Origin of the sequence: Butyrivibrio sp. INlla21 (genome assembly GCF_900116875.1) — a bacterium.
Classification (GTDB): domain Bacteria; phylum Bacillota; class Clostridia; order Lachnospirales; family Lachnospiraceae; genus Butyrivibrio.
On sequence record NZ_FPCC01000046.1, the window covers coordinates 1 to 14940 of the forward strand.

Below are 14940 nucleotides of genomic sequence, written 5' to 3' on the forward strand. Positions count from 1 at the left end.
CGGAACAAAGAAAGCCTGGGAACATAACAGCATAGGAAAAGTATCTGAGTTTACGGATGAAGCAGGAAGAACCACATCCATAAAGTATAACAATGTCTGGGATGAAGAAGAGATAACCCTTCCCAACGGAGGAAAGGTAAGCTATGAGTATGACCTCTTAAAGAGGCTCATAAAGGTCACAGACCCCGAGGATAGGGAAGTGTCCTATGACTATGATGAGAACGGTAACATCATCGCCATGTATAATGGCGATATAAAGATAAAGAGCCTTTCTTATGATCCAACAGGAAAAGTGATATCTGAGAGTGATGCACTGGGACATACAAAGACATATGACTATGATGAAAACGGAAACCTCATAGCAGTGAAAGATGCCCTTGGTAACAGATACACAAGGGAAGTGGACCTTCTTGGAAGAGTCACAAAAGAGACAGACCCTCTTGGAAACAGCACTACATATACTTATACAAAACTTGGCGATGTCGAGAGCATAACAGATGCATCGGGCAGAGTGAGAAGCTTTGAGTACGAAGGAGGAAGACTTAAGGCTACATACTTCTGTGAAAGATCAGAGCAGGAGCTTATATATGATGATCTTGGAAGAGTCACAAAGAGAACATTTGCAGACGGATATGAGATAAGCTATTCATACGATATCCTTGACCGTATAGAAAAGGTAGAAGGAACTGACGGAAGAAAGGTATCATACGAGTATGATGCAATGGGAAGAGCAACAAAAGTAACAGATGGAAAAAGTACAACCCTTTACACATACACACCAACAGGACGTCTTAAAAGCGTTGTTGATGCGCTTGGAAATGAGACAGCTTATACATACGATTCTCTTGATAACCTAAAGAGCATACACAGGGCGGAGGGACTTGTAAGTCTTGAAGAAAGTACGGGCGAGATTTTCCCTACAGTCGGAAAAGACGGTCATGTAACTGTATATGGATACAATCTTTCGGGTCAGCTTACGGAGGTTACAGATGCTCTTGGGCAGAAAGAACACTATGAGTATGATCAGTACGGAAGATTGATTTCCAAGATTGATAAAGATGATTATAAAACGACTTATTTGTACAATCTAAATAATCAGGTTAATGCTATAAATTATGCAGATGGCAGAAGTGTAGCACTTTCTTATGACGCTATTGGAAGACTTCATAATTTTAATGACTGGCTTGGTGTAACAGAAATTGAACGAGATATTCTGGGAAGAGCTATTTCGGTAACTGATTATAATGGTAAGAAAGTATCTTATAGGGTTTGTCAAGTAAAGTGTGTAAGTTCTATTTTTCCGGCTTAAAACCGAGTGTTGCTCGGTAGATGGTGCTGACGGAAATTCCGGTCATAGATTCTACCTGTTTGTAGGAGTGATCCTGCAGCAGGCTGAGCGCCAACTGAATCTGCTCCTTGCTGTATTTCTGAGGCCTGCCGCCGTAGTGACCTGAAAGGCGTCTGCCTTCCTGCGTCCGTTCGACGATCATGTCTCGTTCGAACTCTGCAAAGGCGAGAAGTATACTCCTTATCAGCTTTCCGGTGGGTGATGTGTCCATAAGCCCCATATTTAGTACATGAACGCTGATCCCGTGGCTTAGCAGATCGTCGATAAAAGCAATGCCTTGTGAAGCAGATCTGGCCAGACGATCAAGCTTTGTCACCATTAAGGTATCCCCTGGTTCGAGGGCATGGCGTAGTTCTGTTAGCTGGGGGCGTTCCAGCGTTGCGCCGGTATAGGATTCTGTGAAGACGATCTTGGCTCCGGCAGCTTTTAATTGTGTTTCCTGAGCATCAAGAGAGTTGCCTTCACGTTCCTGAAATTTAGTGCTCACACGAGCGTATCCACATATCATTTTTGCTCCTTCTTTTGTGAACATAAGTTATGACCAAGGTCAGAACCCCGTTATTCTGTTGTCAAGGATCGGTAGCCATAACTTATAAGTTATGATTAGTCGTATTTATCGTGTTTTTCAATGCGCTCCGCTAGGTCGTCGACAAGAAGAAGCTGATTACGGATGATTGCCCAGTTTTTATAGGACTTGTCCTGCCATTTGTCATAAAGCTCAAGAACACGAAGATAAAGAACTTTAAGAACGGACTGTTCGTCAGGAAATGTTCCTTTTTTGGTCACCTTTCGAAAGCTTGAATTGACGCTTTCAATAGTGTTCGTCGTGTACATAAGTTTGCGAATCGCTTCTGTATAACCTGCGCTCCCGTGAAATTATACCAAGGCTCAGGTATAAATCATTAACAGTTACCACCGCAAATCCTTGATATTACTGGCTTTGCAAGCACAAAATATTGTATCAAAAACACAGATTTTACTTGATATTCCGTTAATTCCTTGGTATAATTATACCAAGGAGGTGAGTTATGGAAATCAATTTAAATGAGCCCTGGATTACTGATAAAGTCCGCATTCAGAATGGATACGCATATATTGATCACCCATTCTGGAACGTTGAAAAACAACAGGCTGATCACAAGCGCGAGTACATTGGCAAGTACGATGGAAAGAACTTCACACCAAACAAAACCTTCCACCGCCTCAAGGCTGAGTATGAACAAAGCCTTGTTGCTCCCAAGACCGGGCCTGTACCAACAGACATCTGTCTTCGTCAGTTTTATGGAGCAACATACCTGCTTGACAGGATTGCTGAAAAGACAGGCATCGCCGGTGATCTTGGAAAGTGCTACGGCTCATTGGCACCACAGATACTCTCCATAGCTTACTACCTCGTTATCGAAGAAGGACTGCCATTATACCGTTTCACCAAATGGGGCAGTACCCACAGGCATCCTTATGGCAAGGATATTCCTTCTCAGAGGAGCAGTGAACTTTTCGGGCTGATCACTGAAGAATCCAAGATGGATTACTTCAAATATCAGGCAAAACGCCACTCCTGCGATGAATACCTCGCTTTTGATACAACATCTATCTCTTCATACTCGACTCTGATAAAGCAGGCCAAGTACGGAAAGAACAAAGAAGGAGATTCTCTTCCACAGATAAACCTTGCTCTGCTCTATGGAGAGGAATCAATGCTCCCTGTTTACTACAGGAAACTTGCAGGTAACATCACTGATGTTAAGACTATAGAGAACCTCGTTAAGGATGTAGATTTTCTTAAACTTGAGAAGCTCAAACTTGTCATGGACAGAGGCTTCTACAGCGAGAAGAACATAAATGATCTGATGAAGCATCATCATAAGTTTCTCATAGGAGCCAGGCTCTCACTTAATCTTGTAAGCAGCCGTCTTAACAAGATTCGTGATGATTTTGTTACCCGCTTTAACTATAATTCCGAGCTAAAGCTCTATGTCATGTCATTCACAGAGGAATGGGAATACACCGAGGAAAAGCCCCGCTCCGGTGAAGTCATTACTGACAAGCGCCGTATATATCTCCATTTCTACTACAATGACCAGAAAGCTACTGATGACAAGGTACGGTTCAATGCAATGCTTGACCGCCTTGAAAACAACCTGGTAAATGGCACTCCTGATCCGGAAGACGCAAAGCTGTATCAGAAGTACTTTACAATACATGAGACACCAGTAAGAGGAAAAACCTACTCATTCAATGAGGATGCAATCCGCAAGGCTGAGCGCAACTATGGCTATTTTGCTCTCATGACCAATGGCATCAAGGATCCTGTTGAAGCACTGCGCATCTACAGGCTCAAGGATCTTATCGAGAAATCCTTTGGCAACCTCAAAGAGCGCCTTTCAATGCGCAGAATGTCTGTCGCATCAGAGGAAAACTTTGAAGGCAAACTCTTCGTGCAGTTCATAGCACTGCAGCTGATGTCTTATATCAAAAAGCAGATGGATGAAAATGGCCTGTTCAGTGATTACACAATGCAGTCGCTGCTTGACGAGCTGGATGTTATCGAATACTACCAGCAGCCCGGCAAAGCGCATCATCTGTCTGAGATAACTAATAAGCAGCGTAAGCTCTATGAGCTTATGGAAGTACCTGTCCCAACATAATCCTTGGTATAAAATGACGGGACTTTAGGGTATAATTGAAAAGCTGTTCTACGTGATTCCAGTTGTTTTCCCAGACTTTGACGGCACCGGGATACTCATGCCATCTTTCCTTGAATTTCTCAAATTCCAGAAGTGCCACCTTTTTGTTGGGTGCGCGATATATAAGTTTTAAATTTGCCGTGAATTCTTTGTACAGCTTGGCTGGTATATATTTGATAGAATTTCGAATGAGATGAACGATGCAGCGCTGAACAATTGCTTTTGGAAAAATGTTTTTTGCACCCTCTTCAAGTCCGGGCAGCCCATCCATAGATATAAAACCTATATCCTCAACGCCTCGGCGCTTTAATTCATCGAATATTTTGGCCCATTCACTCTTGCTTTCATTCTCAGCAATCCAAAGGCCCAGGATGTCTTTCTTGCCACTGAGGTCGTAGGCAACAATGCAGTAAACGGCATGTTTCTTTGTCTCGAACTCTGTGCGGATACTGACGTATAGGCAGTCGACAAACATGAAGGAATACATCTTGTTGAGCGGTCGTTCCTGCCATTTAAGCATTTCATCGATAACGTTATCCGTGATGATGGAAATCTGCGAGGCCGAGAGCTTAAATCCATAGATATCCTTAATGACATCTGAGATATCTCGTTGGCTCATTCCTTTGGCGTACATGGAGATAACTTTGTCCTCGATTCCGCTGATATCGGTTTTACGTTTAGGAACACAGATGGGAGTGAAAGTTCCGTCACGGTCTCGTGGAGATTTGATTGGAATTTCACCAGCAGAAGATTTCAGGGTCTTTTGGATAAAGCCATTTCGGCGATTAGATGTTTCCTTGGGCTGATGATCATTTGATTCATATCCCAGATGGGCTTCAAGTTCCCCTTTGAGCATACTTTCAAAGATGGGACCGAGGATAGACTTTAGATATGTTTCGACGTCTTCAACAGACTTGGGTTGTAGTTCTTTTACAAAGCGCTCTGCAAAGAGCTCCTGCGGCGTTTTTTCGTGCTTTGCCATTGATGTAAGTTCCTCCATAAATAATCCTTTCATAAATCATAATCGTAAGATAGTCATAAGTAAAAGGTTTTGGAAAACTTACACACATAATTTTACACCCTCGAGGAAATCAGACAAAAGAATTCGTAAATGGTCTCTTGCAGAAGACCTTTACTTTTGATGCTACGAACATGCTCTCAAAGGTTGTTGATACAACTAAGGGAGAAATTACAAATCAATATAACGGTCTTGGCTTTAGAGTAGCGTCAACAAGACCTGAGGAGAGAATAGAGTATCTCTGCGATCTTTCAAGAGAGTATTATAACCTTCTTGAAAGGACCGTGAATGGTGAAAAAGAGAGCTTTGTCTATGACAACAACGTTATCTCTATGTCCAAGAGTGGTATTAACTATTATTACCTACAGGACGAGCTTGGCTCCCCTATGTATATGACGGGAACGGATGGCGTTGTATCTTCATATGCTTTCGATGACTTTGGAAGGAATATAGATCCATTTACAGGAAAGCAAAAGAAAAAAGCATACACCTCTCACGGGAATATTATCCAGCCCTTTGTGTTCACCGGGTATCAGGAAGATGATATCTCTGGACTTAATTTCGCTCAGGCGAGATATTATAGCCCTGAAGCAGGAAGGTTCCAATCAGAGGATAACATAAAGGGATTTGTAGAAAATCCGTTCACATTAAATCATTATGGCTATTGCTGGGGAAATCCAATTGTACTTATCGATTTAGATGGTAATATGCCCAAATGGCTTGAAGGCATATATGCACATTTAGCTATCGAAGCAGATATGAAAGCAAGATACAGTAGTGCTACTAATGATGTTCAAACGAATGTGTTTATTAAAGGTGGAGGAATAGACAGAACAATCACAGGAAATGGATATGCAGATGTTGTAATGAAATCCGGAGGAATATATAGTGTATATGAGATAAAGCCGCAGACACAAGATCCTGGTGACATATCAATAAATACTCCTGGAAAAGAGCAATTAAATGGATATGTAGAAGGTATAAATGCCAATATTATTGCTGGAAATACAATTGGGAAATATAATTCAACCAATCGAGGTGAAAGAGCATTTGAAGGAACTACGATTATTCCAGGGAATACAGCTATTATAAGTAGGCTTGGTGATGCGCCTGTCACATACTACACTAACGGCGATGGTATGATTTATTATGAAGTGGGAAAAACAAAACTTGAGCAAAAAGCAGAGGCATTTGTTAAAGAAGTTAATGAGGTAAAAGAAAACACGCTTCGTTCTCTTGCTAGAGGAATTCAGTCAATGACTCATGGTTCAGGAAAAATAGAACGGAGAATAGCACGCGGAGTAGTAGGAGTGGGTGAAATAATAACAGGAGGGTTATGCATAACTGGTAGTGGAGTGATGTTTATTGATGATGGAACCGTTGTAGGAATAGCCAATGATCCTGTTGCCGTAACTATTGGAATTAGTGGTTTTGGATTAATCTTTGATGGTTGCCGCAATATAGTAGGAGCGATATTTGGTTGTGATGGTTGACAGGGCGAGGAGTATATGAATAAAACAAGAAAAATTAAAGAAATAATAGGTAAAGTGCTTTCAGAAAAAGGGTTTGAATATATACGTTGCGAAAGTGGAATAGTTTGGACTTTTGGGAGAAAAGTCGGAGAAGTTGAACAGGAAGTATATATTCAACAGCACACTCGTTTTGACAAAGAATACAAATTAATGTTTTGGACATCGGCTAAAGGTAACGGTATGAAAGAAATAAGAAGTGTTCTTCCGGAATATGAGAAGAAAGAATACTGGGAAGCTGAGTCTGACGAAGAATTTCTTCAGATATTAGAATTCTTTGTATCTTTTATAAAAGATCATGGATTTGATTTACTTGAAGATATGCTTGAAGAGAAACCGGATTCTTTTGAGACACCTGAAAGAAAACAATATTTTAAAGAGCATAGGAAAGAATTGGTTGAGAAGTATGATGGGATATATCATATTCTTGGAAATGGTACATGTGAAGAGCAGCTTAAGCATATAGATGAAGTCTTATGGGAGAACCGCGAGGCTGAAGAAACGCCAGAAAGAGAGGCGGAAATACAGGAATTATGGCTTGGGATGGCCGCTGTTTTAACAGAGATAATTTTCTCTGTAGAGGGAGCAAAGATTGATTATGACTCATGGAGAATAAAAATGAATATACCAAGCACAGTATTGAGTGTCTGGCCTGTTTATGATGTTATACAAGCATGGATGCGGTATCATTTTGATAATGATAAATCTCTTTTGATAGTATGGGCATCGGCAAGATCCTTAGTACGGTAAAGGGATGATACTTACTACTCTTAATAATATATGAATAAGACAAGGAATATGCTACAGAAGAAGTGTGCTTTTCAAAAGATTTTTATATTTTTTATGATTTTGGTATTTACAATTGCCATAGTGATTGCATTTGCCAACAATTCGAAGTATGAGCCTATAATACTTGATAATTCGAGTTTTCTTTTGCCTAAAAGAATCACTGAAGGAATGAAAAGAAGCGATGGTGAAGGGTATGTATTCTTTCAATCTGATGATTATCAGGTTTTAGGAGTTGAATCGGAGTGCCATACTATTGATGATACTATATTAGATTCAATAAATATTTCAAACGAGGATTTGAATAAAATTAAAAGTATTAATTCTGAATATGAGCTGATGGAATTTGTAGATGACACTAGTGGAACATTAGTTGATAGTGGTAGAACAGATAAACCAAGCTTTGATAATTATTTTATTAGGTATAGAGGCGATGACTTTGAAAGAGTTGTTTTAGCTTATAAGGAAGGTGATAAAACTCTTTTAGAGATTATCGATACTCCTCTAGATGATTTATCTGAAAAAGAGATAATTAAAATGCTTGGTAATATGGGATTTCGTAATTAAATGGATATACGTTGAATTAGGGGAATATGCTGTTGATAAAGAGTAATAAAGAAAATTATGACAAAATTCTGCAGATAATTGATGTGGATGAATATTCGGATGGAAGAAACAACGCTGATTTCTATATCAAAAAGTTTAATAGGATGAGAAATGCGTTATACATAGTGCTATACATAGGACTCTTCTATTTTTTTCTTGAAGGAAGGCTTATATCGGAAAATTTACTGGTAAAAGCAGTAGTTATAATAATAGTGGGAATTGTTGCAAAAAAGTATAGCGCTCAAAAACAAGCTATCAATGAAGAGTATTACGGATTTTTCCACAGAGATTGTCGACCGGATATAGCCATTAGTCGATATTTGGCTTTTGTTTCAGCTATGCTAAATAAGCAGTGCCAATGGAATATTATATATTATAATTTTGGACTTGCTCTCTATAGGCAAGGAGAGATAAATAAAGCTAATGCTTTTTTGGGGCTTATGCAAGATTCAACCGAAACTGCTATGGGATTATTTCGGGCTGAACATTTAAAGCAGCTTATAGCTTTCTACTATAAGGATTATGATACCGTAATAACCTGCAGTAATGAAGCGGGAGTCACTTTTTCAAAGTTAAGGCAAAATAAAAGGAATAAGAAAATCTATGATGATATGCTTCTAGCGGGAGCGTACGCAGTGTGCTGTAAAAACAATGATTATCAGCAGATATTGTCGCTTCTCCAAGATGCTAAAGAATATTCGCTTGATGAGGTTGTCAGACATTATTATTTGTACCTTGCAGCCAAAGAGATAAATGATTCTGAAAAAGCAGATTACTATCGCAGTTTTGTCAGAAATAATGCCGGTACCACATGGTATGGTAATGCTGTTGAAGATGGTTTTATTCCTGAAGAGAAGCCGGAAAACTATCCCGGATTTTGCGTGTCATCAGATAAACTTAATAATCCCCTAAAAATCGATAGAAGCAGAATAAAATATCTTTTATTAGGCACATTGATAGTTGTGCTATTATTTGTTATATCAAGGTTGTTATAGGGAGAATTGACATGAGAGCAGTTTTGACAAGGGTCTTATCGGCGTCGGTAGACATTAACGGTAAGAGAGTGGCAGAGATAGATAAGGGATTTTTGGTGCTTCTGGGAGTACATGTATCGGACACCGAGGAGACGGCCAAAAAGATGGCGGATAAGATCTGCGGACTAAGGATTTTTGAAGATGAGAATGGTAAGATGAACATCAATCCCAAGGACGCGGGAGCAAAGATCCTTATCGTAAGCCAGTTTACTTTATATGCCGATTGCTCATCAAGAAGACCCGGCTTTACCGAGGCTGCGCGTCCCGATCTTGCAATCCCCTTATATGAGCTGGTGGTAAAAGAGTGCAGAGACAGAGGTTTTGAAGTTGGAACCGGAGAATTCGGAGCGGATATGAAAGTGACATCCGAAAACGACGGCCCGGTGACAATAGTATTAGATATTTAGATATATAAAATCCGGCGGGACAATAGTCTCGCCGGATTGTTTATTATTATAGATTCTTCGCGGTCTGTCGCTTAGAGTGAATACTTCTTTGCGATAAGAGGAGCGACCTTGGATGAACCGATACGGCTGCAGCCTGCCTCAGCGTATGCGAGGGCATCCTCGATAGTGCGGATACCGCCGGCTGCCTTGATCTTAACGTCGGGACCGATGTGAGCCTTGAAGAGGGCGATGTCCTCGAGAGTAGCGCCTGCGCTTCCGAAGCCTGTTGAAGTCTTGATGTAGTCAGCCTTTACCTCGGTAACGATCTCGCACATCTTGATCTTTTCTTCCTCTGTAAGGTAGCAAGTCTCGATGATAACCTTAAGGAGCTTGTCGCCGCAAGCTTCGCGGATCATTTCAAGCTCTTTTTTAACTTCGTCATATCTGTGATTCTTGACATCACTTACGTTGATAACTGTGTCAATCTCTGAAGCTCCGTCCTCGATGGCTTTTTTGGCCTCTACGACCTTGGACTCGGGGCAGCTGTAACCCAGAGGGAAGCCGATTACTGTACAAAGGTTGAGCTTGTCGCCGTATTTGTCGTGCACTCTCTTAAGATATGTGGGAGGTATGCACACTGATGCTGTGCCGTATTTAACGGCCTCATCGCAAAGTTCTATGATTCCTTCCGTTGTGGCATCTGCCTGAAGAAGTGTGTGATCGATAAGTTTTAAGATATCTTTTTCTTCCACGATATAATCTCCTTTTTCATAATAATTAAAAGATTCTGTTCTTGTATTTTACCATATTTTTTGTGGCGGGTTAAAAAGAATTAATCTTGATTTAATATACTCTGTTTTTCTGGAAAATGCATGTGGATATGGTAAAATTTTACTGTATTATTTTCTTTCGGGAGGACGTTTTTATGTTTCTTAAGGATTTCTCATATGGTGGGAAAAATCTATATGAAACTTCGGAAGGTTATGAGAAGTTACTTATACTTTATTTCACTATGCATCTGCTCTTAGAGGTTGTATATGTTTACGCAGGCTGTATGCCTATGATATACGCCAATATAGGAAGTGTTATTTTTTATTTTGCTTTGTTTTTTGTGAATAAAACAGATCATAAAAAACTGGTTGCATGGTGTATTATGTGGGAAATCTTTTTGCATGCGATCGTTGCAACTGTTTTTATGGGATACGGATGCGGATTCTTTTTCTGGATCATAGCTTTGTTTTCTATGATCTTTGTTCCGTTTTATATTCCTACCGATACCCCTTTCCTTAAAGGTTGTGCGTTGGTATATGAAATAACCAATGTATTGGCATTTGTTTTGCTAAAGCTTTTTTCGGACTATTATTTATTACCGTCTAAGTATGTGGCATCCACAGGATGTGCTACGCTTTTGTATATTTTGAATGCGTTCATTGCCATAAGCATTGTCGTTGGTCATATAATCATAAGCTCTCACAGTATGGACAGTTACAATGCACAGCTCAAGAAGATGAACGAGACCGACTACCTGACGGGGCTCTATAACAGGAAATACATGATTGGTCTTTTTAATAAAGAGCTTGATCGTATGGATGCGGGCGAGAGCGGAGATATCTCGATTGCCATCCTTGATATCGATTTCTTCAAAAAGATCAATGATACCTACGGACATAACGCAGGAGACGAGATCCTTATAGACCTTGCCAATATATTCAGGTTTGAGGGCGAAGGAAAGTATACGGTCGCTCGCTGGGGCGGAGAGGAGTTTGCAATTCTCGGTTCCTACGAGCTTAGCTATGACGCTTTTTGTGAGGAACTGAAGAACCTAAATAAGAAAATAGCAAGTACCGGCTTTATCGCCGACAACAACGAGCTTACCGTGACGGTTTCAATCGGAGCGGCGCACTATGAACCCGGTATGACTATCGTCGATATTGTAAAAAGAGCTGACGACAGGCTTTACGAAGCCAAAGAGACCGGAAGAAACAAAGTCATCACCAGCTCAGAGAATCTTCTGGATTAACCAAAGCATATTATTATTTCAAGGAGTTTTTTTTATAAATGTCAGAAAATGAAGTTATTAAGGGAAGGCTCGCAGGCCTTCGCGCAGCAATGAAGGAGAACGGCATCGACTACTACATGATGCCCACATCCGATTTTCACAACTCGGAGTATTCCGCAGACTTCTTCAAGGTAAGAGAGTATTTTTGCGGATTTGACGGATCCAACGGAACGCTTGTCGTAAGCGCAGATGAGGCGGGACTTTGGACCGACGGAAGATATTTCATTCAGGCAGGCAATCAGCTTGCGGGCACCGGTGTTGAGCTCTACAAAATGGGCAACCCCGGCGTTCCCACCATTGAGGAGTATCTTGCAGCCAATATGAAAGAAGGCGAGGTTCTCGGCTTTGACGGAAGAGTTGTTTCCGCAGCAATCGGTGAGAGACTGGAAAAGAAGTTAAAAGATAAAAAGATAAGCCTTAAGATCGACAAGGATCTTGCGGAGGATGTCTGGACTGACAGACCGGCGCTTCCCTGTCATGATATCTACGTTTTATCAGATGAGCTCTGCGGAAAGTCTTTTGCGGATAAGCTTGCGGATGTCAGAGCCAAGATGAAAGAGTATGGCGCTACGTCGCATCTTTTGTCCAAGCTTGATGACATCATGTGGCTTACAAATTTACGTGGAAACGACGTGGAGTGCAATCCCGTTGCACTCTCATACGCATACATAACGGGCGATATGTTTACTTTGTTTGTTCAGCCCAAAGAGGTGACCGGCGAGGTTAAGACATATTGCGACAAGGTCGGAATTGAGCTTAAGGACTATGATGAAGTAATGAAATATGTATCCGAAAGCTCTTTTGACGGAGACCTTTTATACGATAAGAGAAACACGAACTATTTCACATACAGGACTCTTTCCGAGAAGGCCGCAGCTGCCAAGGTTTCTTTGATAAACAAAAAAGATCCCACGGAGCTTATGAAGGCTGTCAAGAACGAGACCGAGCTTAAGAATATCAGGGAAGTCTATATCAAGGACAGCGCCAAGCTTACAGAGTTTATTTACTGGGTAAAAAAGAATGTGGGTAAGATCCCGATGACCGAGTATTCGGCAGCGATGAAGCTTGATAGCATGAGAGCCGAGATTCCGGGCTTTATTGAACTTTCTTTTCCCACGATAAGTGCGTATAACGCCAACGCGGCAATGGCGCACTACGATGCTACAGAGGACAACTGCGCCGAGGTTAAGCCGCAGGGTATGCTGCTTGTTGACTCAGGCGGAACATACATGGGCGGAACGACCGACGTTACAAGAACCATCGTTGTCGGCGAGATTTCCGATGAGATCAGGAAGCACTACACTGCGACGGTTGTCGGAATGCTTGAGCTTGCCAATGCGCGTTTTATGGACGGATGTACCGGAAGAAACGTTGATATCTACGCAAGAAGAGCACTCTGGGATATCGGAATCGACTACAATCACGGTACAGGACACGGAATCGGCTATATCTTAAATGTCCACGAGGGTCCGCAGGGCATCAGATGGAAATATGTTGAGGGCGTGAGTGAAGCGCTCCTTAAGCCCGGAATGATCGTATCCGATGAGCCCGGTGTTTATATCGAAGGAAGCCACGGAATCCGTATCGAGAATATCGTTGAGGTCGTAAGCCGCCTTGAGAATGAGTTCGGTAAGTTCTACGGCTTTGAGCATCTTACATACGTTCCGATCGATCTCGAAGCAATTGATACAGATTTCATGAAACCTGAAGCAAAAGATCTTTTGAACAGATATCATGCGGAAGTTTATAAGAAAATTGAGCCTTTAATCGAGGATCAGGATGTAAAAGCATGGCTAAAAGAGGCCACAAGGGCTATTTAAAGGATATAGTCAAAGAAAAATATATCGGCCGGGGTGACGGGTAACTTTATTGCCAAAAACTCTTTTTTATAATTAAATAATTGGCACTTTATAAATGTGAGCGATGTCTAAAAAGTCTGTTAAATACTGGATTTTCGCTTGAAAAATGGATTTCTGTGACTATAATAATAATTAGGAACTACCTAGTAGTTCTCCTGGGGTGTCCGACAACTCCTGTGTAATTTGAACCTACATTTCTTTAAACGGGACTCCTACATTACCATAATAAATGTCACGCCTTCGGCCCTGCGCATGCGCAGACCAGCTATGGGAGAGGAAGACAGGCATCATGGTTGCGGTAACCCACCTGGCGATAGCTAGGAGTCAAATAACAGGAACCGGCATTTTGGGATTTAAAAAGGAAAACGAAAGCAGTCATTAAGTTGACTGCTTTTTCCTTAGCTGTGAGAACAGGTTGAGCGGGGGCTTGTATGAATATTTGGGGTACTCTTTTTTCTTTGATGAGAAATTTTTCTCGCAATATGCAAAAAAAGAATATAGTCTCTTATGCAAGCAGCACCGCCTTTTTTCTTATTGTTTCCCTTATTCCGCTTTTAATTATGATAACCTCGGTCCTTCCGTACACACCGATCACGGAAGCGGACATGGTGCGCGCTTTTATCAAGATAACGCCCAGCTTTACGGATGAGACGATAATAAGTTTTATAAATGAAGCTTACGGAAGAAGCGACGCTGTTTTTTCCATATCGGCGCTCGTTACTCTGTGGACCGGTTCACTTGGAATGCTTGCGCTTATGCGAGGCCTCAATTGTATTTATGATGTTGAGGAACTTCGTAATGTAATTTATCTAAGAATACTTGCTGCTTTTTATACTGTTGCGATGATCGCGATCGTACTGATGATGCTGCTTTTGATGGTTTTCGGCAACAGAATAGAAGCTTTTATCATAGGATATTATCCGCCAATTGGCGTAATTGTCTCGTTTTTAATTAATTTTAGGTTTATACTGATAATTGGTATAGCTATTTTTCTTTTTGCACTTATGTACACCTACATACCAAGTGCAAGGCTCAGATATGTATATCAGCTTCCGGGCGCGGTTTTCTCCGCGATAGTGTGGTATGCGTTTTCATGGATCTTTTCCATGTATGTCAATTCGACTGACAGCTACTCACTCTACGGAAGTCTTGCAACGCCTGTAATTATGATGTTCTGGCTGTACTTTTGTATATACATATTCCTGATCGGAGCTTTTATCAACAAGTTTTTCCATCCTGCGGTCAAAGTCTTGTATGATGACCATCACAAAAAGGTAGTAAGACTAACTATTAAAGAAAGTCAATAAAAATGTTTTAAAACAGAAATGTTTTAAATATAGCGACGATGACTTATGCATCGTATTCAGCACCTTGAAAACTGCATGACAAATAGAGCATCGTTTTAGATGCTCTTGAAAGAAGATTTGTATGGAATTAGTTAAGCTGCTTTGTTGTATAACTGATGAGATTTCTCAAGCTGATATATCAGTCTCACAAGTTTTTTTGTGGCATGGGATACAGCCACATAATAATGCTTCCCTTCAGCTCGCTTTTTGGCAAGGTAAGCGCTAAATGTCGGATCCCAATGACAGACATAGATGGTGGTATTAAACAGAGCATATCGTAGA

At 40.9% G+C, this 14940-nt stretch carries 13 protein-coding genes, 1 other RNA gene and 2 pseudogenes; 11 read left to right on the forward strand and 5 right to left on the reverse strand.

All coding sequences use genetic code 11. The features are described 5' to 3' along the window. Positions 1–1309: pseudogene (locus tag BM377_RS15405) on the forward strand (RHS repeat protein); the annotation flags it as partial. Here the strand turns inward: BM377_RS15405 and BM377_RS15410 are convergent. After that, complete coding sequence (locus BM377_RS15410) at positions 1293–1856, reverse strand: recombinase family protein (protein ID WP_092250715.1); 564 nt, start codon at positions 1854–1856, stop codon at positions 1293–1295. The pseudogene BM377_RS15405 and the gene BM377_RS15410 overlap by 17 nt on opposite strands. A gap of 95 nt (positions 1857–1951) precedes the next feature. Beyond that, positions 1952–2194: a transposase gene (locus BM377_RS16650; RefSeq protein ID WP_442857319.1), complete on the reverse strand. Its 243-nt coding sequence runs from the start codon at positions 2192–2194 to the stop codon at positions 1952–1954. 182 nt (positions 2195–2376) lie between these two features. On the opposite strand from BM377_RS16650, the gene BM377_RS15420 reads away from it, so the two are divergent. Next, positions 2377–3996, forward strand: coding sequence for an IS1634 family transposase (locus tag BM377_RS15420; protein ID WP_092250721.1), 1620 nt, complete (start codon positions 2377–2379; stop codon positions 3994–3996). Here BM377_RS15420 and BM377_RS15425 read toward each other — a convergent pair. Beyond that, positions 3971–5050, reverse strand: coding sequence for an IS256 family transposase (locus tag BM377_RS15425; RefSeq protein WP_092250724.1), 1080 nt, complete (start codon positions 5048–5050; stop codon positions 3971–3973). The two genes, BM377_RS15420 and BM377_RS15425, sit on opposite strands and share 26 nt — an antisense overlap. Positions 5051–5187: 137 nt before the next feature. On the opposite strand from BM377_RS15425, the gene BM377_RS15430 reads away from it, so the two are divergent. From BM377_RS15430 to dtd, 5 genes are read left to right on the forward strand one after another with little or no spacing between them, the layout of a single operon-like run. Continuing rightward, positions 5188–6546, forward strand: a complete 1359-nt coding sequence (locus tag BM377_RS15430; RefSeq protein WP_092250727.1) for an RHS repeat domain-containing protein — start codon at positions 5188–5190, stop codon at positions 6544–6546. Between the two features lie 15 nt (positions 6547–6561). Continuing rightward, positions 6562–7332 (forward strand): hypothetical protein, encoded by a 771-nt coding sequence (locus tag BM377_RS15435; RefSeq protein WP_092250730.1) that lies wholly within the window; start codon positions 6562–6564, stop codon positions 7330–7332. Between the two features lie 48 nt (positions 7333–7380). After that, positions 7381–7935 carry a hypothetical protein gene (locus BM377_RS15440; RefSeq protein ID WP_092250733.1) on the forward strand — a complete coding sequence of 185 codons (555 nt, stop codon included), beginning with the start codon at positions 7381–7383 and terminating at the stop codon, positions 7933–7935. A gap of 32 nt (positions 7936–7967) precedes the next feature. Next, positions 7968–8969, forward strand: coding sequence for a hypothetical protein (locus BM377_RS15445; RefSeq protein WP_143104528.1), 1002 nt, complete (start codon positions 7968–7970; stop codon positions 8967–8969). 11 nt (positions 8970–8980) lie between these two features. Beyond that, complete coding sequence (gene dtd / locus BM377_RS15450; protein ID WP_092250738.1) at positions 8981–9415, forward strand: D-aminoacyl-tRNA deacylase; 435 nt, start codon at positions 8981–8983, stop codon at positions 9413–9415. A 71-nt stretch (positions 9416–9486) separates the two neighbouring features. Here dtd and deoC read toward each other — a convergent pair whose 3' ends face one another. Then, positions 9487–10146, reverse strand: coding sequence for a deoxyribose-phosphate aldolase (gene deoC / locus BM377_RS15455; RefSeq protein WP_092250741.1), 660 nt, complete (start codon positions 10144–10146; stop codon positions 9487–9489). Positions 10147–10319: 173 nt separating this feature from the next. On the opposite strand from deoC, the gene BM377_RS15460 reads away from it, so the two are divergent. From BM377_RS15460 to BM377_RS15475, 4 genes are all read left to right on the forward strand, one after another. Then, positions 10320–11414 carry a GGDEF domain-containing protein gene (locus BM377_RS15460; RefSeq protein WP_177223926.1) on the forward strand — a complete coding sequence of 365 codons (1095 nt, stop codon included), beginning with the start codon at positions 10320–10322 and terminating at the stop codon, positions 11412–11414. Between the two features lie 38 nt (positions 11415–11452). Continuing rightward, entirely contained in the window at positions 11453–13273 is a 1821-nt protein-coding gene (locus BM377_RS15465) for an aminopeptidase P family protein (RefSeq protein WP_092250747.1), read from the forward strand. A gap of 188 nt (positions 13274–13461) precedes the next feature. Then, positions 13462–13669: non-coding RNA, 6S RNA (gene ssrS / locus BM377_RS15470), on the forward strand. A 74-nt stretch (positions 13670–13743) separates the two neighbouring features. Further along, positions 13744–14619 carry a YihY/virulence factor BrkB family protein gene (locus BM377_RS15475; RefSeq protein WP_242948192.1) on the forward strand — a complete coding sequence of 292 codons (876 nt, stop codon included), beginning with the start codon at positions 13744–13746 and terminating at the stop codon, positions 14617–14619. 131 nt (positions 14620–14750) lie between these two features. Here BM377_RS15475 and BM377_RS16440 read toward each other — a convergent pair. Next, positions 14751–14940, reverse strand: a pseudogene (locus BM377_RS16440) (IS110 family transposase); the annotation flags it as partial.

What these genes read in the sequence shown, in the direction of transcription:
- BM377_RS15440 (WP_092250733.1), top strand. Translation starts at nt 7,381, where the DNA reads ATGCTACAGAAGAAGTGTGCTTTTCAAAAGATTTTTATATTTTTTATG.
- BM377_RS15420 (WP_092250721.1), top strand. Translation starts at nt 2,377, where the DNA reads ATGGAAATCAATTTAAATGAGCCCTGGATTACTGATAAAGTCCGCATT.
- BM377_RS15465 (WP_092250747.1), top strand. Translation starts at nt 11,453, where the DNA reads ATGTCAGAAAATGAAGTTATTAAGGGAAGGCTCGCAGGCCTTCGCGCA.
- BM377_RS15410 (WP_092250715.1), bottom strand. Translation starts at nt 1,856, where the DNA reads ATGATATGTGGATACGCTCGTGTGAGCACTAAATTTCAGGAACGTGAA.
- BM377_RS15460 (WP_177223926.1), top strand. Translation starts at nt 10,320, where the DNA reads ATGTTTCTTAAGGATTTCTCATATGGTGGGAAAAATCTATATGAAACT.
- dtd (WP_092250738.1), top strand. Translation starts at nt 8,981, where the DNA reads ATGAGAGCAGTTTTGACAAGGGTCTTATCGGCGTCGGTAGACATTAAC.
- BM377_RS15475 (WP_242948192.1), top strand. Translation starts at nt 13,744, where the DNA reads ATGAATATTTGGGGTACTCTTTTTTCTTTGATGAGAAATTTTTCTCGC.
- BM377_RS15435 (WP_092250730.1), top strand. Translation starts at nt 6,562, where the DNA reads ATGAATAAAACAAGAAAAATTAAAGAAATAATAGGTAAAGTGCTTTCA.
- BM377_RS15430 (WP_092250727.1), top strand. Translation starts at nt 5,188, where the DNA reads ATGCTCTCAAAGGTTGTTGATACAACTAAGGGAGAAATTACAAATCAA.
- BM377_RS15425 (WP_092250724.1), bottom strand. Translation starts at nt 5,050, where the DNA reads ATGAAAGGATTATTTATGGAGGAACTTACATCAATGGCAAAGCACGAA.